The sequence below is a fragment of the Breznakiella homolactica genome (assembly GCF_016616095.2).
In the GTDB taxonomy this organism is placed as follows: Bacteria; Spirochaetota; Spirochaetia; order Treponematales; family Breznakiellaceae; genus Breznakiella; species Breznakiella homolactica.
The window spans coordinates 2,713,657-2,735,549 of the sequence record NZ_CP067089.2; the positions used below are offsets into that span (position 1 = coordinate 2,713,657).

Genomic DNA, 21,893 nt, shown 5'->3' on the forward strand with positions numbered 1-21,893 from the left:
TTCGGGTTCCTCGGTCCGGCTTTTTTTCCGGGCTGGGGCGGTTCCGGAGAACGGCAGTCCAAGCAGATCCATGCACGGTTATGAAAACAGCATATCTGGGTCACTTTTGACCGCGCAAAATCCCAAAATGACACACTTGGGTCGTTTTGACGCATTCCAGAAAATAAATATCGTTTCTCCGGAAAAACCTGCCGGGGGTTAAGAAAATTCCGTCCGCGCGGAATAGTTTAATTTCATCATATTTCTTTATAATACAATAAATTAAAAATTTTCGCCGAAAACCGGCAATCTTCTGAGAAACTTGGCACGGATCCTGCTTATATATACATGAGGATGCAAAAGGACAGTTGGTCCGGAACATCCCGGAAACTTTATATAAATGAACCTGGAGGTATCATATGAAATCTGTTACCCTTTACCGGCCCGTATCTATCGATAAGGCACTGAATGATTTTGACCGCTACATGGAGTCATTCTTCGGTGATTCACCTTTAACCCCCGCGATGCGGAGTGGGAACTTTGTTCCCGCGGCGGACATCAGGGAAAACGACGAAGGCTACACCATCGATGTGGAGCTTCCCGGCTATGATGAGAAAAGTGTAGAAGTCCACGCGGACGGAAGAACCCTCACCATAGAATCCAAGAAAGCCGAGGAAACCGAAAAGAAGGAAGACAATTTCGTCCTGCGTGAACGGAGGAGTTCGTCCTTCAGCAGGTCATTCAGACTGCCGGAAGACGCGGACCGGGAAAGCATTTCCGCCCGCTTCAAAAACGGTATTCTGAGTCTTGAAATTAAAAAACAGGCGGAAGCCAAGAAACGGCTCATCGAAATCGAGAGCAAGTAAGTGACGGAAAGTTCCGTCTGACGGAGCTTTGAAGGAAAGGAGCGGCCGGGGCATCACTGATGTTCCGGCCTTTTTTTGCGCAGGATTTAAAACCCGAATTCTCCGCCGATGAGAATCACCTTGATCCTGCCGGCGGGTTTGCACAGCCGGGTGGTGACAATATAGGAACAGATGGAATCCAGGGAACTGCAGTTTGCGCAGGCGCCGTTTACGCTGCAGGGGGCCGAAAGCGCGGGGAACCGTTGCATATTGATCGGACCGGCTATGGTCCGGGCCCGCTGCACCGCGTCCTCCAGGGTTTTGACAACCTTGTTCATCCCGGCGACAACGATAACGCTGCGCGGACCGAAGCACATCGCGGCGACCCGGTTGCCGTTGCCGTCGACATTAACCAACTGTCCGTCTTCGGTGACGGCGTTGGAGCTGGTGATAAAGGTATCGCACAGAAGAGCCTGACGCATAAGCTCGGTCCGCTCCTCCTTTGATTGGGCCGTATCACGGTCGATCACGGTATATCCCCGTTCCCTGAGGGTCTTCTGGATTCCCAGGGTTTCGGCGGTTACGGAACCGCCCCAGGATACCGTATCCGATTGGGGGATCAAATCGAATACCTGTTTCAGAGCGTCCGCCGGATCCGCGCAGTACCACGCCTCAAAGTGGCGTTTTTTCAGGGCATCGGCTATTCTCGGCCCCAGTTTATCGTTCCGCAGCTGATAGGGTGTCGTATCCATCTCCAAACTCCTCTCCAAAAATTTATCCCAGCAGGGCTTTAAGGGCCGCCAGGTCATTGGGAATTACGGAACTGTGAATGGTCCGGTCCATGGCCTCCCGGAGGGAGGGAGGAACCGGCACGGGTCCTGTCAGGGGTTCCACCACTTCGGAGAATTTGGCGGGATGGGCGGTTCCGAGAATGGCCAGGGGGCCCTGGGGAACGATGCCGCCGGCCAGAAGTGTGTCCGCCGCCTGCCAGCCCACGGCGCCGTGGGGATCCAGGAAATAAGCCGCTTTGCCGCGGACGTCCCGTATGGTTTCCCGGGTGGCTTCATCCGAAACAAAAGCGCCCCGGATCCGTCTTTTCATTTCATCATAGGACCAGTGGGAGGCCATGCGCTCAAAATTGCTGGGAGCGCCTACATCCATGGCGTTCGAGATTGTAGCCTTCGAAGGCATGGCGTTATAGATACCGCTTTCAAGGTACTCCGGTACGGTTTTGTTGATATTGGTAGCCGCGATAAACCCGGCGATGGGGGCGCCCATTTCCATGGCGTACAGCCCCGCGGTAAGGTTTCCGAAGTTGCCGCTGGGAACGCAGAATCTGACCGGATGGCCCCGGACCGGGCCGTTCGTTCCCGGAACGGCCGAGGGTCCTTTCCGGGGAGTCGCTTCCCCGTCGGGATGCACCCTGCCGTCAAAAGCCGTTCCCGCGGCGGCGGCGTAGTACACAGCCTGGGGGATGAGCCGGGACACATTTATGGAATTGGCCGAAGACAGCTCGTGGCGTTCCCGCAGCCCACGGTCCGCAAAGGCAGCTTTTACCAGGGCCTGGCAGTCGTCAAAGCTGCCTTCCACTGCGGCCGCGCTTATGTTGCCGCCGAGACCCGCGATCTGGCGTTCCTGAAGGGGCGAAACCCGGCCCCGGGGATAGAGAATGGTCACGTCGATTCCCTCCACCCCGAAGAACCCATCCGCCACCGCGCCGCCGGTGTCCCCGGAGGTAGCCACCAGTATCCGCAGAGGGCGGTCTTCCCCGCGGCGCAGGTACGCGAAGGCCCGGGCCATAAACCGGGCGCCGAAATCCTTGAACGCCGCGGTTGGCCCGTGGAAAAGCTCCAGGACCATCCGGTCGCCCACGGCAATCAGCGGGGCGGTAAAGGGGTACGCCGATTCAATAATACCGCCGAGCACCGGAACCGGGATATCATCCTGAACATAGGGCCTGATTGTTTCCATGGCCACCTCATGGAAGGCCATGGTTCCCAGGGATGTTTTTACGGCCCCGGAGTATTCCGGGATAGTTTCCGGCACAAACAGACCGCCGTCAGGAGCCAGGCCCGCCAGGGCGGCCCGGGCAAAGGAAACCGGATCGGACTGTTTTCTCGTACTGTAATATCGCATAAGGTTCCTCTGTATTAGGATTTCCGGCCCGCGGCCATTGGGTGCGTACCGCTTACTTCAGCTTTTTCCGCAGCTTCCGCCGGGTTTTGCGGGATTCTTCCCGTTCTTCCCGGTCTTTGGCCGACTGGGTATCCGGATCGAAGACCAGAGGTTTGCTGTCCGGAAGCCGGGAAGCCACGATAAGCCATATACCGCCCCCCAGGATCATGAGAAAACACAGCACCTGGCCGGTGGAAAAATTGAACAGCGATGAAAAGAGCGCCGGGGGTATGCCGTTTTTTACCAGTTCAATCCGGTATCCCAGGCCCTCATCGGGTTCCCGGAAATATTCGATGATGAAACGGAACAGGCCGTATCCGATCAGGTACATTCCCATCATGAAACCCCGGAAGGGTTTCCGGTTCCTGAGAGCCCAAAGGATGAACCACAGGATAACCCCCTCAAAAAGCGCTTCGTACAGCTGTGAGGGATGGCGCGGAAGGTTTATCAGGGCGTTGGGGTTTGTTATTTCAATACCCGCCTTCGCGGCGATATCCCGGACCCAATCCAGGCTGGCGGAATACGGTTTCGCGTGGGGGAAGATCATACCGAAGGGGCCGGCGGTTACCCGGCCGTAGAGTTCACCGTTGATAAAATTTCCGAGCCGCCCGAAGGTAAACCCCAGGGGAACACCGGTAACCACCATATCACCGATTTCGCGCATATCGTATTTTTTTCTGGCGCAGTAGATAATGACCGCGATAAGGCAGCCGATAACACCGCCGTGGTAACTCATTCCCTGGAGCCCGACAAACTGGCCGTCCCGGAAGGGCCAGAAAACCAGCCAGGGCTGGAGCCGGTATATATCGGTGGGTTCGTATACTATTGTTGAAAAAATCCGGGCTCCCAGGAGCAGCCCGAGAATTCCCCAGAAAAAAAGCCCCGAGATGCCGTCGTCATCCATGGGAAAATTGCGTTCCTTAACCTGCTTCCGGAACAGAACATACGCGATGGCAAAGGCCACCAGATACATCAGGCCGTACCAGCGGAAGGGCAGCCCCGGTATAATTTCCGGGTTAATCCAGGAAGGAAAATCAACAGCCAATAACATGAATACCTCTACTGCAGGGGCCTTTCTTGGATACGTCCCAGTTCCCTATCGAAATAGAAAACAACACGGCTCCGTTTCTGCTTTACTTCATAATAGCGGTCATGACTCTCCATGACCACCCCCGGATATATGGTACCCCGAACCCGGATTTCCGATTCCTGGTGTTCCTCGAATTTTTCCCGCAGATTGAATACCCGTAATCCGTACTGCTCCAGGAGCTTCATGTATTTTACTTTTTCCGCCCGGGCGGCGCTGAGCGCCGCGGGGATGTGTTCGGACTGTTTGATTTTTTTATCGATTGCCAGAAGGTGGGTTTTGAGCTTTTCAATTTCCCGTTCCGTTACTTCAATCTGATCCTTGATGAGGTAATCCTGGCCAAAGGAAATTTCGGTGCGGGTTCCCTGTTCGGTTCCAATACTCGCGGCATCAACCCCGCGGCGGGCCTTGCATACACCGCCCACAAGGCGCCCTTTTTCTCCGGTAAGGACCAGTTTCCCGTTGGTTTTTATATTGCAGAGCACGCAGCCGTTTTTGACGCGGATATCCTCCACCGCCAGAAGGGTCGCCTGCTCCACGAAAGCGGCCTCAATAGTGCTCCGGGCACGGACGACTCCCTTTCCGGCGCCGATTACCCCCTGGGCAATCACCACCCGGCCGCCCGCCGAAACCAGGGCGGATTCCGCGGTTTCCCCGATCAGCACATCCTGCCCGCCCATAACGGCAAACCCCGGCAGGACCTTCCCGGAGATCCGTACCTCCCCGGAAAATTTTATATTCCCCGTGGCCGGCCCGACATCGCCCTTAACGGAATGCAGGGTGGCGATACTCAGTTTGTTCCCCTTCAGGGTGAGTTCCCCGGACCGGGCCGCCACCAGCCGGATTCCCCGTCCGGCGGGCTCCTCCCGGACGGAGTCGTCATGTTCAAGCACCACCGAAGTTCCCTGCTCCGGCGGCAGGACGTTTCCTAAAACATCAAATCCCGCACGGCCGTCCTCACCCTGTCGGTTTATTTCCGCCAGGGGAGTGTTTTCATCAACCGAAACGAGACTGCCCCGGTTCTTATAATCCGCCCTGCCCGACGCCCCGATATTTACCTGCTGCGGCTTATTAAGGGCCACGAGCCATTTAACCGCGGAGCCGCCTTCGGAGACCGGCGCTTCCCCCCGGGCGACTATCTGCGCCGGGGAATGCCCTTTCGCCATGGCGGTTCTGTAGGCAGTCTCCAGGGCGGCCTTATCGACACCCCGGACGACTCCCGCGTCCTTGAGGGCGGCGGTGATCATATCCGGCTTCAGGGACCGGCCGGCGCCGGATTCTTTGACGAGTTCCATGGACGCTTCCATGGAATCCTCCGAAACCTGGACGATTACTTTTGAATCCCGGTAATCTATCACCTGGCCCCAAAAAGTATTCCCGTTTTCATGGATAAGGAGCAGACCGGGATATTCGGTTATGATATCCGTTCCCCGCTGGTGCAGACCCTGGAATAATTTTATGTCCGGGTCGTTTCCGGGCATACCGGGGAGCTCATTCCCGAAAACGTCCTTTCCCGATTCCCCTTCCCGGGCGGGGCTGATATTCGCGACCCGGAGATCGCCCCGGACCGGGGCAACGCGGTTGGTTTCGGATAAGGGAAAATACTTATCTTCGGTGAGCAGAGACTGCCATTGGGGAATCTGGCCGAGCCGGTCCAGATAGTCCTTTGCTTCCTCATCGGGGAGGAATTCAACCAGGTAATTAATCCCCCGGTCTTCCCCCCGGGAAGCGCTTCTTCCTTCCGCCAGGGTGTAATCCTTCAGCTCCAGGTCAGGCCCCTGCATAAACGCGAGGATATCCGCCTTTACCTTCTCCGCATCGTATTCCCGGACCCCGGAATCCTTAATCGCCTGGGAAATGGCCTTCATCTCCAGGGGGCGGGCCCCGGCAACGCCTTTTCTGAGCAGAAGCCGGGCGCTGAGCTTATCCGGGGAAACTATGACCTTCGCTTCCGCTTCCTGGGTGCGGAACAGGGGATATGCGAAAACAGCCTCGCCGGAAGCAACCGACCGCGCTATCTCGCCGTCAATTTCCCCGGAGGTTACCAGTTTGGATTCGTCCGCACCCTGCTCAAGGGCCGCAGCGATCACCGCCTGTCCCGATGGAACCGCGAACCGGGGATCCCCGGGTTCAAATTTAAAAAAAAGCGTTACCCCGTCGGATCCTTTTTCCACGGACCAGAGGGGCTTTGCCAGGGGCAGTATGTCGGCCCAGTCTTCGCCTATCCGGACAATACCGCCGGCATCCGCGTAAATTTCATTCTTCTCCCGCCGGATCCCGTTCCCAAAAAGGAAAAGCCCGTCCCCCAGCTGGGAGGGAGGAACAGGCCGGCCGAAAACATTTTTTCCGGGTTTTCCCGGCTTTGGAGGCGCTATGGTGCCGAGCTTCACGCCCCGGTCCGCGTACCGGGTTTCCCGGACTTCAGGATTAACCTCGGCGGGCTCCCGGGTTTCTTTTTTGTCCCAGGTTACCACCACCTCTTCCTTCGCGGGAAGGAACGGAAGCTTTGACGGTTTCGTTACAATGGTTTCGCGTTTTATCTTTTCGGTTTTGATCCGGAACAGTTCCGGGGGGCCGGCTTTGGAAAGGGTTTCTCCGGCAAACGGCGCCACATCGCCGGGGACCGGCAGTTCTTCCCACTGGACCTGTTCGGCGGCCGGATCCTCCGGCGGGATCCCCTCATACAGAACCGCCTCTATAGGAGCTTTAGCTTTAGCGGCTTTTTTTAGAAAATCCTCAATAATATTCGGCGGCGGAAGGGGCGCCAGGCGCTGCTCACCGATAATCTTGAACAGGGCATCCGCGTCCCACGCGAGGCCGTCCTCCTCGGGAGTGAATAGGATTTTCGCCTCCAGTTCCCGAGGGTCGATTTCAATAGATGCTGTTCCTTTAGCAAACAATCCTGCCATACCGCCAGCAGTTCCGCCTCACCGTAAAAATAGGGAACTTCTAAAAACTGAAATTTTTAGAGGTTCCTGTAGATTCACCAACCGGGTTATCTCACAAGTCTATTATACTTTAAATCCCTGGGATATTGCCTTGGTCAGCTTGCTTTTTAAGAAATTATTTTCCTTTTTTAATTTGACAATCTCGAACTGCTGGGTTTTGACGGTTTCAACCAGATCCCCCTGGGTAAGCACGCCGCTGTGGAGCAGTTCCTCCACGTATTCCATTTTATTGTTGAAGTCCGTTTCCGCTTCAATGGTAGCTTCCTGGAAACTTTCGTCGATATCCCGCTCACTGATGGAAAAGTCCTCGTCGTCGCTCTGGAGTATCTTGTCGGCGATACGGAAGATCGCCTGAGAAAGGACCGACTGGGGCTTGTAGAGCACAATGGGAAGCCGCGACGAAAGAGCCACATCCTGCATGTTGTCCCGGTACATTATTCCCAGGTGCTCAATTTTCAGATCCAGATACTCCTCACAGGAACGCCGGATTTTCATCGCCACATCCGCGTCCTTGGGGTCCTCAATCATGTTCATAATAAGCCTGGGATGGAAACGATCCATGGTTTCCCGGAATTTGGCGTAGGATTCGGGGTCGATTTTGCTGATTTCCTGGAGCATCCGGGGAATATACAGTTTCTGCAGACCCGTGCTGTCCCGCCGCATGGATTCGAGGTACTCCAGGGCCTTGGTTCCCTTGGTAAAAACCGTGTACATCAGCCGGAATACCGTATTCTTGAGGAACACATAGGCATTGAGGGTCGCGGTAACCGTGGGGGCGCTCACCACAATGCCCTGGCCGGACAGCAGGAAAAAATCAAGGATAAACTGGTGTGTCCCGGCCCCGAGGTCGAGGATCAGGATATCGGCGTCCAGGGAAAGAAGTCGCCGGACCAGGGCCTTGCGCTGCATGAGCTTGACATTGGCGCTTCCCGGTATTTCGCCGTCTCCGGGAATAAATCTAAGGTTCGGGATATCCGTATCGATTATTATTTTAGAAAAATCGGTTTTCGTGTCATTGAGGAACGTACCGATCCCCGCCTTCGGGGCCTGGCATCCGATGACCAAATGGAGGTTCGAGGCCCCCAGGTCAAGATCGGCCAGTACAACCCGCTGGCCTGCCTGGGCAAAAGCCACGGCGAGATTTGCGGCGACCAGGGATTTTCCGACGCCGCCCTTACCGCTGGCTATGGGAATAATACGCATTAAAAACCTCCGTTATCGGGCTCCCCGGCGGGTTCTTCCGAGGACTCCCGGGCCTGCAGGCGGCCTTCTTCCGTTTGACGCGGGCCTATGCGTCTGAGCAGCAGAGACACTCCCAGGATAGTACCAATATCGGCAAGACACAAAAGAAGTGTGAGCCCCAGGATCATGAGTCCCGAGACGGCATTCATGGGAAGTGACACGAGAATATTATTGAAGGAAAAGCCCAGCCAGGCGATAAAAGAACCAATGCCGATAAGCTTGCCCGCCAAATACAGCGGCAGATACGACGCGTACCTTGCAAGGCTGGCCCATATAAATAAACTCATCAGCGGAAAAAGCGCGTTGGGAGCCGCAAAAAATATGTACGGCATGATTCTGCTTCCCGGGTCACCCATGGAGGGACTGAAAAAAGCGACCATACAGACAACAAAAACAAGCCGGAAAAGATCGTAAACAAACAGGGCGAACCTGAAAGGCCGGTAAACTTCCATGCTAAAACTCTACGGTTCTCCGGGAATGCGGTCAAGGGGGAAGCACAGAATCTTTGAAACCGGAAAGCATCCGTGGGTATCGGTTCTGCGGGGCCTGTCATAGTGGAATGGGAATGGCTCCTCAGCGGCCTAAAGGCCTCGAAAGTCGTTTTATTCGAGAGACCCGGCGATACCGTTACGGCCCGGGTGCTTTCCGGCTTAACCGGCTCGGTACTTCCCTGCGCGGGGTGCTGGGTATGAGAAGCTATTCCGTATTAAGGAAAACCCGGGACGGAGATTGACCACTTGGCTTGACCGGCCACCTGACAATACTCGGCCCAGCATCCCACACCCACCCTCCCCGCGGAAGGGCAGCCGCAGTCCCGGAATCTTGCAGACAAGGCAAAGAAGCATGGCCCATAATGGTAACGCGGGGTATCCGGGGACATGGGGTATGAGCGACTTTCGAGGCCGCAGGCCGACACGGAGCCATCACCCTTTCTCTGTGACAGGACCCCCGGTCCCGGTATCCACCATGCTTCTTTGTGTTATATCCAGGGTACACTGCCGCTGCCCGGCAGTATCATTGACAAAACCCCAGGCTTTTCTAGAATGAAGTAATGAGAGAAGATATGTCACCGGCCCCAAAAGGCCCATTTCCCTTCAAATCACTCTGGGTTTTTTCAACCATTGCGTTGTGCGCTATATTCATTCTGGCTTCGGTGCCCCCGGCGGGAGCTCAGACCAGGGAACAGGATACCCGGCGTTATACATCGATTATCCAGAATGTGTTCGATTTTATTCAGAAACATTATGTGGAAGAAGTTGAGCCCCAGGCATTGTTCGAAGGCGCCATGAAAGGCATGTTCGATGCCCTGGAGGATCCCTATTCTTCGTTCCTGTCGGAATCCGACATGTCCGACCTGAACGAAACCACCCAGGGCAGTTTCGGCGGGGTCGGACTGTACATATCCAAGCCCGTGGGAGAAGGTACCGGCGGAAATCCGCCCTATGTGGAAGTGGCTTCACCTATCGAGGATACGCCGGGATGGCGGGCGGGGATCAGCCCCGGGGATCTCATAATTGAAATAAACGGGGAGTCCACCGACAAGCTGACCATGGACGAAGTGCTTGCCCGTCTCCGGGGGGAACCCGGTGTTGATGTGAAACTCATCATCCGCCGGGGAGAAAAACTGGAATTTCCCGTTACCCTGACCCGGGCAATTATCGAAGTTCCTACCATAAAATACGACATGATCGGCGACGTAGGGTACCTCAAGATCATAACCTTTACGCCCATGACGGTGGACCGCGCAAAGGACGCCATTGAATTCTTCAAAACCAAGAATTACAAATCCCTTATTATCGACCTCCGGAACAACTACGGCGGCCTGCTCCAGTCGGCTATCGGCATCTGCGACCTTTTCCTGGAAGGCGGAGTGGTGGTTTCCACAAAATCCCGGATTGCCTCGGAAAATATGGTGTTCACCGCGCGGCGCAGTACCGCCGTGCCGACGGCCATGCCCATCGTGGTGCTCATAAACCGGGGATCCGCGTCAGCATCGGAAATCGTTGCGGGGGCGCTGAAAGACCGCGGCCGGGCGTTGCTGGTGGGTGAAAAATCCTTCGGCAAGGGTTCGGTGCAGCAGGTATTCCCCATTGACCAGGTGGGTTTCAAGCTGACCACAGCCCGTTACTATACTCCCAGCGATGTTAATATCGATAAGATCGGAATCCCCCCGGATCGGGAGGTCAAATTCCCCGAAATAAATGAAGAACAGGCTGAAGCCTTGGGGCAGCTTATTATTTCAAACAAGATTCCCGATTTCGTAAAGGAACGGCCCGAGGCAACCCAAACTCAGATCGACGGGTTCGTCAGGGATCTCAACCGGGAATACGGTATTGACGCTTCCCTGCTCCGCCGCCTGGTCAGAAATGAACAGAACCGGACCACCATTGCCCCGGTTTACGACCTGGAATACGATGTACAGCTTCAGGAAGCGGTTAATATTATCGGGAACAGCAGTTACAATCAGCTCCTGCGGGACGCAAAGACACTGAAAACCCTGCAGGATGAAGCAGCCCGGGAAGAGGAGGCCATTGTGTCCTAAGGCTGGGCCCGTCCGCAGGACGGTTCCTTCCGCGGGACTCATACCATGAAGCAGTTTCTGCTGAAAACAGCACCGGATGATTCCGGCACTGTTTCCGTTACCGGCGACGATTTCCATTATCTCGTACGGGTACGGCGGCTTAAGCCCGGGGATGTCTTTTCCGCGGTCACCCCGTCGGGAGAAAAAGTGAACCTCCGGGTCGGCTCCGTGTCGTCCCGCCGGCTCACCGGGAGCTGCACCGCATCCACCGGGAATTCCGCGGAACTTCCGGAACAAACCGCGGTGACCTGTCCGGAACCCCGGATACTGCTGTTCCAGGCTATACCAAAGGGTTCAAAAATGGACCTTATCGTCCGGCAGGCCGCGGAAGGGGCGGTATCGGAAGTGGTTCCGTTTTATTCCGCCCATTCAATTCCCCGGGATACCGGGAGAGAAGCGAAAACCGAACGGTGGCGGAAAATTATCAGGGAAGCCCGCCAGCAAAGCGGTTCGCTGGTGGAAACCACTGTCAGGCCGCCGGACAGCATCGGAGGGATTCTTTCCTACTGGGAAACCATTAAAAGCCGGAACAGCAGCGCCCTGGGACTTCTGCTCCATCAGGACCCACTTGAACAGGGGTCCTTCCACGGCTATCTTGGAAGCAATCCCGAACTCGTTGCCCTGGCGGTTGGCCCGGAGGGCGGCTTTTCTGCAGCGGAAACCGCGTTATTTGCGGATGCGGGTTTTAAACCCCTGGTAATTGGATCCACCGTTCTCAGGACGGAAACCGCGGCGCTCTGCGGAGTCGCCGCGGTCAGAATTATACTTTTGGAGAAATCATCGTGGATGCCGCAGAGCAGACAGCAGCCGAACGGATAAGTATTTTAAAAGTTCCCCTGGACATTCTTCCCCCCGAAGCCATGGAAGAAAAAATTTACGGATTGCTGAAAACAGAGAAACCCCAGAATATTGTACTGCTTTCATTGTGGGACCTGCTCAGAGCCAGGAGAAACAGCGAGTACCGTTCCTACGTCCTCAACGCCGCCCTGGTAATTCCCATATCAAAAAGCCTCATCGGCGGGGCCCGCTTTTTAACCCGGAAAACCCCGGTACGGTACATGCCCTTTGACTTCGTGATCCGGCTCCTCACAATCCTGGAGAAGCGGGAATACTCCCTGTACCTGCTGGGCGGGAAAAAGTCCATACTCCAGAAAACCGAAAAGAACTTACGCCAGACCTTCCCCAAGCTGCGGATCGTCGGACGGTATATCGGACGGTTTGAGCAGGCGGAACAGGGAACTATCCTCCAGGCGATCCGCAAGGCCGGCCCGTCGCTGCTTCTGGTGGGGAAAGGCGTCCGGGGCCGGGAGAAATGGATTGCCCGGCACGGCGGCGCTCTCAATCCGGCGCTCAGGCTCTGGTGCAGCGATCTCTTTGATGTGTTCGCGGAACGCCGCCGGAGGCCTTCCGAAGGAGTTTTCAGACGCGGAATGGAATGGATCGGGTTCTGTCTGCGGAATCCCTTTAAACTATTCAGGATTTTTCCGTACCTGTACTACAAACTGCTCCTGGTGGTGTACCGCCTGTTCGTAAAACCCTCGGCTCCGGAGACCGGTTCCGAATGATTGCGCCGTTACTGCGGTGTTCTGTTTTTACCCCCAAGCCAGGCGATTTTGGTAAAAATGGCCTTAACATACCGGCCTTCCCTGATTGTCAGCCCCGCTCTTGAGAATAAATCCCTAAAAAAGCGCTCCTGTTCCTCCCGGCCCTGCTGCTTGTAGAATCCCAGGGTTTCCAGGGACGCGCTGACGGAGGCGGTCACCTCATCGGCAGCCTTCCGGTCCATCGGCGCCCACCGTTTTCCCGGCGGAGGGCCCAGGGCCGTATACAGCTCATAGGCGTATACCTGGACCGCGTGGGAAAGATTAAGGGAAGGAAAATCATCACAGGCGGGAATATGGGAAGCCAGGGTGCACAGGGCCAATTCGTCCCGGGTCAGACCGGTCCGCTCATTGCCGAATACCAGGGCGGCGGTTCCGTCTTTGCCGCTGAGGTACTCCGCAGTTTCCCGGGGGGTGATGGTGACGGATTTCCGGCGCTGCCCCATACGGCGGGTAGTCCCGATCACCAGAGAACGGTCGGCCAGGGCGTCCTCCAGGGAGGAAAAATGCCTTGCTTTGTCCCAGACATTTTCCGCGTGTACCGCCCGGGCCCGGATAACCGCCTCGTCGGGAACACATTCCGGGGCGACAATACGGAGATCCCCGAGCCCCATATTGGCCATGGCCCTGCAGACGGCCCCGATATTTCCGGATTCCGACGGCCGGACCAGGACAACCGCAATATCACCGGGACCCATAGGTTCCCCGCGGAAAAAAAGACAATATCCAGGGTAACTCGGAACGAACCATCACAGAACACCTCATTTTATGAGTCTCGCACACTCTGCACCGGCAGACTGGCGCCAGGGGCCATGTTCCTCACACACCCAGCCCTCCCGCGAAGGGCAGCATAGAGCCGGTTAAGCCGGAAAGCACCCGGGCCGTAATGGTAACACCGGGTCTGTCATATAAAACGACTTTCGAGGCCGAAGGCCGACACGGAGCCAATCCCCTTTTTATACACCAGGACCCGCGGCACCGGTACACCCCGGGTGCTTTCCGGATTGAAAGATTCTGTGCTTCCCCGCATAACTTTATATAAAAATTCGCTATAATAAAAGATATGGAACAGTGTTTCAGCGGCAGGAATGCCCTGGTTATCGGCGGAAGCGGCGGAATCGGAGCCGCGGTTTCGGTGCTCCTGGGTGAAGCGGGTGCCCGGGTCTGGGTCCACGGCGGGAATTCCCGGGAACGGCTCGGCCGGACCGTCACCGCCATCCGGGACAAAGGGGGAACCGCCGAGGGACTTCTCCTTGCCCTGGATAAACCGGAGGCGGTCCGGGAGATTTTTGACCGGGTTCCGCCGCCGGATATACTCGTCTGCGCCTGGGGCCCTTTCAAGCGGGGTTCTCTCGGCGCGATGGCCCCGGAAGACTGGACCAGTCTCGTATACGGCAACCTGGCCATTCCGGGGATCCTTGTGTCATGGGTGATCGGTAAAATGATGGAAACAGGCTGGGGACGGATACTGCTGTTCGGCGGTACCGGAACCGCCGCGGTAAGGGGTTTTACCAGCACAGCCGCGTATTCTTCGGCAAAAACAGCCCTGGGAGTCCTTGCCCAGTCAGCCGCCCGGCAGGCGGGGTCCCGGGGGGTTACCTGCAACGTCCTCTGCCCCGGCCTGGTGGATACAGAATATCTGAATGCGGAAGCCCGGGCGTACAACCGGGAACACAGTCCGGGGAATTCCCCCATGATCCCGGAAGATGTGGCGAAAACGGCTCTGACGGTGCTGGGGAACCCCCGGCTCAACGGCGCGGTCATTCCCTTTGACGGAGGTATCGTTTTATAATAAAAAATCGTGAAATATTGTAAAATTTGGGTATATTATTGGATACAGAATGGTATGAATGCAGTATCCCAGGTTTGACAAATTTATAGTGAAATAATAATATATAATGGAGCGTAAGTGGCCGATACTGTATTATATATATGATTTAATTAACCATCCAATTCCCGCGGGGGACAGGGTTTTGGGACGAAGGGAGCGTCATGACTAACAACGATATAGTTCCTGGATTTGATGATGAGAAAGATGAAAGCCTTAAAATAAAGCTTCAGAAGATTCCTGAGGTGGAAGGCTGTCTCGTTCTCTATCTTACAGGGTATATAGATACATACAACTCAAACTACTTCCAAAAACGTGTCGCCAAGGCGATTGAAGCGGGATTTATCCGGCTGATTTTCCAGTGCGGAGGGCTTAACTACGTATCATCCACGGGCATCGGTTCCTTTACCGCCTTTCTTAAGTCAGTAAAACCCAGAGGGGGGGATCTCGTGCTTCTTGAGATTCAGCCCAAGGTTTATGAAGTATTCCAGCTCCTTGGTTTCTCCCAGTTTTTTAATATCAAAGACAATCTGGATGATTCCATCGATTTTTTCCGCACCGGTTCATCAACGGAAAAGGTTTCGGTTTTTCCCAAAATTTTTGCCTGCCCGATCTGTTCAAAAAAACTCAAGGCAGTCAAATCCGGCCGGTTCCGGTGCTCCGAATGCAAAACAATCCTAGCAATCGACAATTCAGGTCAGGTATTCCTCGGCTAAGGACGGAACCGCTAATCCCAAACTCCGCAGAAGGAACAGTCCATGCAGGAAAACAAGGTTGAACAGTATCTCATCGAACTCATGTATACCTACCGTGAAATCGAAAAAAACATGTGGCTCATAGATGATGAGGAACACGATCTTGAAGGGATCGTTGTCATGTATACCGAACCCCTGGTGATCATCCGCGCGGTGATTATGGACGCCCCCCAGGAAAAAAGACTCGAGTTTTTCACCAAGCTGCTGGAATTGAACGCCAATGACGTCCTCCACGGAGCCTACGCACTGGAAGAAGATCAGATTGTATTAATTGATACCTTAGAATATAATTCTATGGACTTTACGGAGTTTAGGGCGACCCTGGATGCCTTTAGTCTGGCTTTGACCCAGCACTACCCTATTCTCTCAAAGTACCGCGCTCAATAGTACCGGTAAGCGCCGGCGTTTTAAGCCCGGCGGCAGGGAGGCAGGATAATATGGGAATTTTTTCGAGGTTAAAAACCCTCATTTCATCAAACGTAAATGATGCAATAAATAAAGCCGAAAAACCGGAGAAAATGCTCAACCAGCTGCTCATTGATATGAACCAGCAGCTGATCGAGTCCAAGAAAGCCGTGGCCATGGCCATCGCGGATGAAAAAAAGCTGGAACGGGAGGCCTTGAACCAGCAGACCCAGTCCCAGGAATGGGAACGGAAGGCCATGCTGGCGGTCCAGGCCGGCAAGGATGACCTGGCCAAGGAAGCCCTTCTCCGGAAACAGGAACACGACAACAATTTCGTTGAGTATCAGAAACAGTGGGAAACCCAGAAAGCGTCGGTGGACCGTCTCAAGGAATCCCTCAGGGACCTTCAGAATAAAATAGAGGAAGCCCAGCGGAAGAAAAACCTCCTCGTCGCCCGGGCAAAACGGGCGGAAGCCCAGCAGAAGATCCAGAGTACGATTTCTACCATGTCCGGAAACAAAACGGCCTTCGAAGCCTTTGACCGCATGGCCGAGAAGGTGGATCAGATGGAAGCCCAGGCCGAAGCCGCCCGGGAACTTGACGATCTTACCGCCGGTTCAAACCTGGAAAAACGTTTTGCGGAACTGGAAAAATCCGACACCTCCGCGGACCTGATGCTTCTCGAACTGAAAGAAAAAATGAAATCCCTGCCGGATAAATCGGAATAAACCCGGCGGCGGCGCAGGAAGGGGTTTACCGGACGCAATTCTTTATAGTGAGAGGAGTTGTCCGTCCGGCAGGACCCTGGCAGTCTGTTAATATTCTGTGGATAACTTGTTTATAGTTCATAATGACCCATACCACTGTATCCGTTTGTATACATTTGTAATTTTCCTATATAGAACCCACTACAGGCAAAAACACTTATCTCTTTATAATAAAAGGAATTATTTTAATAAAAACCGCGCTTCCCTAAAAATGACATCTGTAAATTGCTGATGACTGGAGTCATAAATCAATTTTTTTTTCAGTAAAAAAAATTCCTTCTGTGGAAAACCTGTGGATTATTTCCGTATTACCATTAAAAAACAAACCGGCCCCGGCAGTTCACGGATCTGCCTTTTGTCCGCAAATATCTCTTCGCGCTTGCATTCGGACTTCAGCCATGCTAGGCTAAAGTAGTGAAAGGTTTAGCGCGCTTAGTGATATTTTTTAGTATCTGTTTCGTTCTAACACTCCTGTTATCGTCTTCGGTTAAATTTATTGACATCTGGATCGGAGAAGCGCTGCAAATTCCGGCTAAATCCATCGCAGTACTCCCTGTGTTTCTTGATTCCGTAAAAAAATCGATACCCTTTACCATATATTTAACGGTTCTTCTTACCCTGAGCTATTCGGTCCGGCGAAAAATATCCGCCCCGGTGACTATTATTGCCGTTTTCGCGCTGTCCCTTGGGCTCACCGCGGCGGTTTTTATCGGCGGCAGGGATATATCGGGAATTCCGCCGAACCAAACCGTGACCGATCCGAAAACATTGGGTGAACCGGGGCTGATGCTTTCCGAGGGCCCCATCACCATGGTGCTTCTGGAGAGCCCCGCGAAAGCCGACGGAGCCCGGGTGGTGGCAATTCCGGGCCAGCCGCTGCTGTACCAGGCCGTTCCCCGGGGGCCCGGGAACACAATCCTGCCCCTGCCGGCGGCTTCGTTTTCCAATGAGGCGCCGTACTTTCTGAAAAGTATAATCCTGGATTTTTCTCTGGTTGCGGATAACTATGAAACCCTGGTCAACCAGGGGATTCTGCATTTTATACTCTACGCCGCCGCGGTTATCCTGCTGCTGAGCTCCCTTCGGTTTCTGTTTGAGATGAGTGTCTGGCCCCTGGCGAATCTTTTTTTGGGAGCCCTGGTATTCCGGGGGATTGTGGCCTTTGAAACGGCGCTGAATTCCCGGGAGGTCCGGGAACTCCTCACGGGGTTTACCCGGGACAGGATACCTTCTTTCGCTCTGGGACCTTCAATTCTCGCGGTCTTTGCGCTGCTGATCATCCTGTATACCATCCTGGTCCATATCGCCCGGGGAAAGAAGGCTGACAATGGATAAAAAAAACCAGCCATTTTCCGCGGTAAAAATATTCCTTCTGTATATTCCGGCTTCCCTGGTAATCATCCTGGGATTCAGGATGATATTTCCGGACCAGGCCGCTCCCCTGCCGGTATTTTCCTTTAAATGGCGGCTGATCCTGGGGCTGATTGATTTTATAAAGCTTTTTCCCGCCCTGGCTCTGTCGGCGCTGGTCATATCCTTCGGTCTACAAAGATCACCGGCGGAACAGTTCCGGAGTTTTTCATCCCAGTTTCTCGAAATAATCAAGGGCCATATAATAACAGCCATCATAGCCACGGCCCTGTACGGACTGCTTTTTCTGCTGGCCTATCCCTTGGCTCTTGACGCCCGGTCGGACATGGCTTTTGAGGGATACCTCTTCAGAACTTCAAAAGAACGGGCCCTGGAAGAAGCCGATACGGAGTCGTGGCCCGAAGCGGCCCAGTTCCTGGCCATCTGTGAACGAATCTGGCCCCAGAGCTACGAAACCGAATCCCTGCGGATCCGGGTATCCATAGGCCTCGACGAGCTCCGTCTGGCGGACGGGTCCGGGAACGCCTACGGGTATGAACCGCGGGCATCCCTGGGCATACCGGAAGAATGGGTTCCCGTGGATGCCACCGAGGCCTATACCATGGCCCAGGAAGCGTTCAGCCAGGAACGGTACTACGATGCCCACTGGCTGGCAACCCTTGCGGGGCGCCTTGCCAGGCAGGGAAGCGCGGAACAGCTGCGGTTTTCCCTCCTCGCCAATGAAGCCTGGAACGCCATAGCATCACTGGAACCGAACGCCCGGGAACAGTATTCCTATTCACTGTTTCATAAAAAACGGGACGGCTATAACGCGCTGGTTTCGGGAGATTGGATCAGGGCCTACTATATCTTCAAGGAACTGGAGGGACTCACACCCCAGGATCCGGATGTCCGCAATTTTCTTGCCCTGAGCGAAGACGGGGTCCGGGAAATAGCCTTTTTTATTGATGAAATGGACATGGCCATCGGGGAAATCCTCAACGGGGCAATTTTTTCCATACCCAGAACCGGGACCGGCGGAATCCCCGGAGGCCGTCTGGTGATTCGGTTCTCCTCACTTTCGAATTTCCCCGATTTTTCCTACGTTATTGGCGTCGAGGCAATTGCCTTTAACCGGGACGGCTCCATGGCTTTCCGGGTGGAAGCGCCCTACGGCAAGATACTTCCCCTGCGGCTCGATACGATGGATGAACGGACCCGGCGGACCAGTACCAGTAACCAGCTGGTGCTGCTCATGCGGACGCTGGACAGGGATCTCGAAACCATCCAATGGGGCCCCGAGTGGACCGGGCCGGAGCGGCCGGAACTGAGCGATACCCAGATGATTCTGAATATATCCTATAATGATTTTCTGCTCTCCGCGAAAACCCACCGGGGTCTTGAAAGCCTGTCCATCAGGGATCTTGCCGCCGGAGCCGCCGGGCTCGGAACCCGCGGGCATATACCGGAGGTTTTCCAGGCGGAAATGCTTCACAGAATCGCGGAACCGGTCATTCTGCTTCCCCTGGCAATCCTGGTGATTATTATGGGCTGGCGCTTCCGGGCGCTCCGGCGGCCCCGGTACCTCGGCATACCCATGCTCGTTATTATTCCCGCGGTTTTTGCCGGCATGATGGCTTTTCTGCGGTATTTCAGCGGCAGTATGGGTATCTGGATGATCCTGGTAATGGGTTTTTCCGCGGCCATGGTGGTATTCTGCGTGTTTTCCCTGGTGCTTTTTGTTACCGCTCTCATAATTCTCGCGGGACAGCATGGCTGATACGTTCCGGGGATTCCGGAATTTACGATCCGCCGCCGCCTCTTTATTGAAGAAACTGAAGAACCGGCGGTTCCCCTGGTTAGGCCCTCTTGCGGGGGGCCTTATCGGGCTTTTCGGCGGCGCCGCGGGGGTAATTATCGGTATTATCCTGGGCTATCTCATCCGGGAACTGTTCGGCCAGTTTAAGAGTGACCGGGATCTCCTGGAGTATCTGGTAAATCCCGGACAATCGAATTTCAGCGAACCGGACCCGGGAATGGCGGCGTACTGCGCCCTGGGGGTAATTATCATCGCGAAATCCCTGCAGGCCCGGGACCGCAGATACATCGCCGACGGCAGTGAGACGGCGCTCAAACCGGTCCAGATAAGCGCCGCGGAATCCTTTCCCAACGGCGGCGACCATGCCCCGGAACTCGAAGCCTTCTGCCGCCTGGCCGCTTCCAAGGCGGATATGCTCAACGCCGACCTGCTGGCTGAAAGTCTGGCCGCCCGCAGGCTCCCTTTCCGGGATCAGGCGTACCTCGGCCAGCAGCTGGAAATGCTGGCCTTCGGCCCGGGGATTGAAACCGGCTACTATATTCGGACACTTCTCGATCCCGATTATTCCGGCGGAGGGACACACGAAAACGCTTCCCGGGAAATACACACCGAAGCCGACCCATGGCTGATTCTCGGGCTCGACCCCGGGACTCCCCGCCACGAAGTAAAGTCAACCTTCCGGAAGCTGGCGGTCCAGTTCCATCCCGACTCGCTCCAGGAACTGGATAAAAAACACCAGGAAGATGCGGCGCGGGCCTTTATTACAATTAAGGAAGCCTACCGGCAAATCATGTCCCAGAGGGACAGCGGAAAACAGCCGGATCCTGTTTATCAGCAGTCGTCCCGGCGCTGAATACGCGCGCCCAGGGATGAAAGCCTGGCAGCCAGATTTTCATACCCCCGTTCAATCTGATAAACATTCCGGATAACGCTTTTTCCCTCGGCGGCCATGGCGGCGATCACCATGGCCATACCGGCCCGCACATCGGGGCTGGTGAGCTCCGTTCCGGTCAGCTTTGTCGGACCGGAAACAACAGCCCGGTGGGGATCGCACAGGACAATCCGCGCGCCCATACCGATAAGCTTATCCACAAAGAACATCCGGGACTCAAACATTTTTTCATGGACCAGCACGGTACCCTCAACCTGGGTGGCAACCACGGTTATAATACTTGTCAGATCAGGCGGAAATCCCGGCCACGGCGCGTCGTCGATCTTCGGAATCATGCCTCCGATATCACAGTTGACCTTGAGCTGCTGGTCCTTCGCGACCCGGAGGGTACTGCCTTCGTGTTCCCAGGTTATCCCCAGCTTGCTGAACGCCACCTTCGCGGGGCGCAGATCCATGGGCCTGGTTTCTTCGATTATAAGTTCGCCCCGGGTAGCCGCGGCCAGCCCCAAAAAGGAACCGACTTCCATAAAGTCAGCACCGATTTTGAAATCACAGCCGCCCAGTTTTTCGACACCGTTTATCGTGAGTATATTGGAACCGATGCCGTCAATCCGGGCGCCCATGGCCACAAGCATCCGGCAGAGATCCTGGACGTGGGGTTCGCTGGCGGCGTTGGTAAGAATCGTCTGGCCCTTGGCGAGAACCGCCGCCATGACGGCGTTTTCCGTGGCCGTCACCGAAGCTTCGTCCAGGAAAATGTCCGCACCCGTGAGCGCGGGGGCAGAAAAAATAAAGGCTCCGTTTATTTCAACCTGGGCGCCCAGTTCCGTAAGAGCCAGGAAGTGGGTATCCAGGCGGCGGCGGCCGATAACGTCACCCCCCGGGGGCGGGAGTACGGCCTTTGCGGTCCGGGCCAGCAGCGGTCCGGCAAACAGAATAGACGCCCGGATTTTCCGGGCATAATCCTCGGGGACCTCCGACTGCCTGATATTGCCGAGAACCATCCTGTAGGCATTGGGTTCCAGTTTTTCAACGGCCCCGCCGAAGGACCTGTACACATCCAGCATAACCTGGACGTCTTCAATATCGGGTATATTGCGGAGCACCACCGGTTCATCCGTGAGCAGCGTAGCGGCGATACAGGGCAGCGCGGCGTTTTTATTGCCGCTGGCCCGGATCGTTCCGCCTACGGGGTATCCGCCTTCAATTAAATACTCATTCATAAAACTGACTTTAACCCTCTATAGGAACCGCGTCAACAGTATTAGCGGTACCTGCATTATATGCAACTCAGCAAAGAAGCATGGGGATATTGGTCTTCGGGTCCTGCCCGGCTGTATGGGCTCTGGCTCCTCAGCGGCCTTCGGCCTCGAAAGTCGCTCAGAGCCCATACAGCCGGGCACCCCGTGTTACCGTTATTACACCCATGCTTCTTTGCTGCTTTTCTGTAGCAATGCAGATACCGCTGTTGGAAAAGAGGGTGGAAAACCGAAGATTTGGAGCCAGGGGGAGGAGCCCTTCCATGCAGGGCAGCATAGAGCCGGCTGAGCCGGAAAGGACCCGCGGCACCGGTAACTCCCGGGTGCTTTCCGGCTTGCCAGACTCTGTGCTCCCGCATA

At 55.2% G+C, this 21,893-nt stretch carries 20 protein-coding genes; 12 read left to right on the plus strand and 8 right to left on the minus strand.

The window, feature by feature from the left end:
* Positions 1-398: 398 nt before the first annotated feature.
* Entirely contained in the window at positions 399-845 is a 447-nt protein-coding gene (locus JFL75_RS12235) for an Hsp20/alpha crystallin family protein (RefSeq protein ID WP_215626968.1), read from the plus strand.
* A gap of 86 nt (positions 846-931) precedes the next feature.
* Here JFL75_RS12235 and JFL75_RS12240 read toward each other — a convergent pair whose 3' ends face one another.
* The 6 genes from JFL75_RS12240 to JFL75_RS12265 form a co-directional block, all read right to left on the minus strand.
* Positions 932-1,576 carry a lactate utilization protein gene (locus tag JFL75_RS12240; RefSeq protein WP_215626969.1) on the minus strand — a complete coding sequence of 215 codons (645 nt, stop codon included), beginning with the start codon at positions 1,574-1,576 and terminating at the stop codon, positions 932-934.
* A 22-nt stretch (positions 1,577-1,598) separates the two neighbouring features.
* Positions 1,599-2,960 (minus strand): pyridoxal-phosphate dependent enzyme, encoded by a 1,362-nt coding sequence (locus tag JFL75_RS12245; RefSeq protein ID WP_215626970.1) that lies wholly within the window; start codon positions 2,958-2,960, stop codon positions 1,599-1,601.
* 52 nt (positions 2,961-3,012) lie between these two features.
* Positions 3,013-4,050, minus strand: coding sequence for a prolipoprotein diacylglyceryl transferase (gene lgt, locus JFL75_RS12250; RefSeq protein ID WP_215626971.1), 1,038 nt, complete (start codon positions 4,048-4,050; stop codon positions 3,013-3,015).
* An 8-nt stretch (positions 4,051-4,058) separates the two neighbouring features.
* Positions 4,059-6,995 carry a FapA family protein gene (locus tag JFL75_RS12255; RefSeq protein WP_215626972.1) on the minus strand — a complete coding sequence of 979 codons (2,937 nt, stop codon included), beginning with the start codon at positions 6,993-6,995 and terminating at the stop codon, positions 4,059-4,061.
* A 102-nt stretch (positions 6,996-7,097) separates the two neighbouring features.
* Positions 7,098-8,237, minus strand: coding sequence for a nucleotide-binding protein (locus tag JFL75_RS12260; protein ID WP_215626973.1), 1,140 nt, complete (start codon positions 8,235-8,237; stop codon positions 7,098-7,100).
* Complete coding sequence (locus JFL75_RS12265; protein ID WP_215626974.1) at positions 8,237-8,728, minus strand: hypothetical protein; 492 nt, start codon at positions 8,726-8,728, stop codon at positions 8,237-8,239. Before JFL75_RS12265 ends, JFL75_RS12260 begins: the two co-directional genes overlap by 1 nt.
* A gap of 72 nt (positions 8,729-8,800) precedes the next feature.
* On the opposite strand from JFL75_RS12265, the gene JFL75_RS12270 reads away from it, so the two are divergent.
* From JFL75_RS12270 to JFL75_RS12285, 4 genes are all read left to right on the plus strand, one after another.
* Positions 8,801-8,968 (plus strand): hypothetical protein, encoded by a 168-nt coding sequence (locus JFL75_RS12270; protein WP_215626975.1) that lies wholly within the window; start codon positions 8,801-8,803, stop codon positions 8,966-8,968.
* A 371-nt stretch (positions 8,969-9,339) separates the two neighbouring features.
* On the plus strand, positions 9,340-10,818 hold the full coding sequence (locus JFL75_RS12275; protein ID WP_223292641.1) for a S41 family peptidase: 1,479 nt from the start codon (positions 9,340-9,342) through the stop codon (positions 10,816-10,818).
* A gap of 45 nt (positions 10,819-10,863) precedes the next feature.
* A complete protein-coding gene (locus JFL75_RS12280) occupies positions 10,864-11,676 on the plus strand; it encodes an RsmE family RNA methyltransferase (protein ID WP_215626977.1) in 813 nt (270 codons plus the stop codon).
* Positions 11,640-12,422 carry a WecB/TagA/CpsF family glycosyltransferase gene (locus JFL75_RS12285; RefSeq protein ID WP_223292642.1) on the plus strand — a complete coding sequence of 261 codons (783 nt, stop codon included), beginning with the start codon at positions 11,640-11,642 and terminating at the stop codon, positions 12,420-12,422. Before JFL75_RS12280 ends, JFL75_RS12285 begins: the two co-directional genes overlap by 37 nt.
* Positions 12,423-12,430: 8 nt before the next feature.
* Here the strand turns inward: JFL75_RS12285 and JFL75_RS12290 are convergent, their stop codons facing one another.
* Positions 12,431-13,156 (minus strand): RNA methyltransferase, encoded by a 726-nt coding sequence (locus JFL75_RS12290; RefSeq protein ID WP_215626978.1) that lies wholly within the window; start codon positions 13,154-13,156, stop codon positions 12,431-12,433.
* Between the two features lie 365 nt (positions 13,157-13,521).
* Here JFL75_RS12290 and JFL75_RS12295 point away from each other — a divergent pair, with 365 nt between their 5' ends.
* The 7 genes from JFL75_RS12295 to JFL75_RS12325 all read left to right on the plus strand — a co-directional run bounded on the left by JFL75_RS12295 (position 13,522) and on the right by JFL75_RS12325 (position 20,235).
* Entirely contained in the window at positions 13,522-14,250 is a 729-nt protein-coding gene (locus JFL75_RS12295; RefSeq protein WP_215626979.1) for an SDR family NAD(P)-dependent oxidoreductase, read from the plus strand.
* A 200-nt stretch (positions 14,251-14,450) separates the two neighbouring features.
* A complete protein-coding gene (locus JFL75_RS12300) occupies positions 14,451-15,002 on the plus strand; it encodes an STAS domain-containing protein (RefSeq protein ID WP_215626980.1) in 552 nt (183 codons plus the stop codon).
* Between the two features lie 42 nt (positions 15,003-15,044).
* Positions 15,045-15,428: a YbjN domain-containing protein gene (locus JFL75_RS12305; RefSeq protein ID WP_215626981.1), complete on the plus strand. Its 384-nt coding sequence runs from the start codon at positions 15,045-15,047 to the stop codon at positions 15,426-15,428.
* Between the two features lie 50 nt (positions 15,429-15,478).
* Positions 15,479-16,174, plus strand: a complete 696-nt coding sequence (locus JFL75_RS12310; RefSeq protein WP_215626982.1) for a PspA/IM30 family protein — start codon at positions 15,479-15,481, stop codon at positions 16,172-16,174.
* Positions 16,175-16,768: 594 nt separating this feature from the next.
* Complete coding sequence (locus JFL75_RS12315) at positions 16,769-17,548, plus strand: hypothetical protein (RefSeq protein ID WP_215626983.1); 780 nt, start codon at positions 16,769-16,771, stop codon at positions 17,546-17,548.
* Positions 17,541-19,343 carry a hypothetical protein gene (locus tag JFL75_RS12320; protein ID WP_215626984.1) on the plus strand — a complete coding sequence of 601 codons (1,803 nt, stop codon included), beginning with the start codon at positions 17,541-17,543 and terminating at the stop codon, positions 19,341-19,343. Before JFL75_RS12315 ends, JFL75_RS12320 begins: the two co-directional genes overlap by 8 nt.
* Positions 19,336-20,235 carry a J domain-containing protein gene (locus JFL75_RS12325; protein ID WP_215626985.1) on the plus strand — a complete coding sequence of 300 codons (900 nt, stop codon included), beginning with the start codon at positions 19,336-19,338 and terminating at the stop codon, positions 20,233-20,235. Before JFL75_RS12320 ends, JFL75_RS12325 begins: the two co-directional genes overlap by 8 nt.
* Here JFL75_RS12325 and murA read toward each other — a convergent pair.
* On the minus strand, positions 20,214-21,497 hold the full coding sequence (murA, locus tag JFL75_RS12330; RefSeq protein WP_215626986.1) for a UDP-N-acetylglucosamine 1-carboxyvinyltransferase: 1,284 nt from the start codon (positions 21,495-21,497) through the stop codon (positions 20,214-20,216). The two genes, JFL75_RS12325 and murA, sit on opposite strands and share 22 nt — an antisense overlap.
* Positions 21,498-21,893: the final 396 nt, after the last annotated feature.

Excerpts from the sequence above, each read along its gene's own strand:
- JFL75_RS12235 (WP_215626968.1), top strand. The coding sequence starts at position 399 with ATGAAATCTGTTACCCTTTACCGGCCCGTATCTATCGATAAGGCACTG.
- JFL75_RS12240 (WP_215626969.1), bottom strand. The coding sequence starts at position 1,576 with ATGGATACGACACCCTATCAGCTGCGGAACGATAAACTGGGGCCGAGA.
- JFL75_RS12245 (WP_215626970.1), bottom strand. The coding sequence starts at position 2,960 with ATGCGATATTACAGTACGAGAAAACAGTCCGATCCGGTTTCCTTTGCC.
- lgt (WP_215626971.1), bottom strand. The coding sequence starts at position 4,050 with ATGTTATTGGCTGTTGATTTTCCTTCCTGGATTAACCCGGAAATTATA.
- JFL75_RS12255 (WP_215626972.1), bottom strand. The coding sequence starts at position 6,995 with ATGGCAGGATTGTTTGCTAAAGGAACAGCATCTATTGAAATCGACCCT.
- JFL75_RS12260 (WP_215626973.1), bottom strand. The coding sequence starts at position 8,237 with ATGCGTATTATTCCCATAGCCAGCGGTAAGGGCGGCGTCGGAAAATCC.
- JFL75_RS12265 (WP_215626974.1), bottom strand. The coding sequence starts at position 8,728 with ATGGAAGTTTACCGGCCTTTCAGGTTCGCCCTGTTTGTTTACGATCTT.
- JFL75_RS12275 (WP_223292641.1), top strand. The coding sequence starts at position 9,340 with ATGTCACCGGCCCCAAAAGGCCCATTTCCCTTCAAATCACTCTGGGTT.
- JFL75_RS12280 (WP_215626977.1), top strand. The coding sequence starts at position 10,864 with ATGAAGCAGTTTCTGCTGAAAACAGCACCGGATGATTCCGGCACTGTT.
- JFL75_RS12290 (WP_215626978.1), bottom strand. The coding sequence starts at position 13,156 with ATGGGTCCCGGTGATATTGCGGTTGTCCTGGTCCGGCCGTCGGAATCC.
- JFL75_RS12295 (WP_215626979.1), top strand. The coding sequence starts at position 13,522 with ATGGAACAGTGTTTCAGCGGCAGGAATGCCCTGGTTATCGGCGGAAGC.
- JFL75_RS12300 (WP_215626980.1), top strand. The coding sequence starts at position 14,451 with ATGACTAACAACGATATAGTTCCTGGATTTGATGATGAGAAAGATGAA.
- JFL75_RS12305 (WP_215626981.1), top strand. The coding sequence starts at position 15,045 with ATGCAGGAAAACAAGGTTGAACAGTATCTCATCGAACTCATGTATACC.
- JFL75_RS12310 (WP_215626982.1), top strand. The coding sequence starts at position 15,479 with ATGGGAATTTTTTCGAGGTTAAAAACCCTCATTTCATCAAACGTAAAT.
- JFL75_RS12320 (WP_215626984.1), top strand. The coding sequence starts at position 17,541 with ATGGATAAAAAAAACCAGCCATTTTCCGCGGTAAAAATATTCCTTCTG.
- JFL75_RS12325 (WP_215626985.1), top strand. The coding sequence starts at position 19,336 with ATGGCTGATACGTTCCGGGGATTCCGGAATTTACGATCCGCCGCCGCC.
- murA (WP_215626986.1), bottom strand. The coding sequence starts at position 21,497 with ATGAATGAGTATTTAATTGAAGGCGGATACCCCGTAGGCGGAACGATC.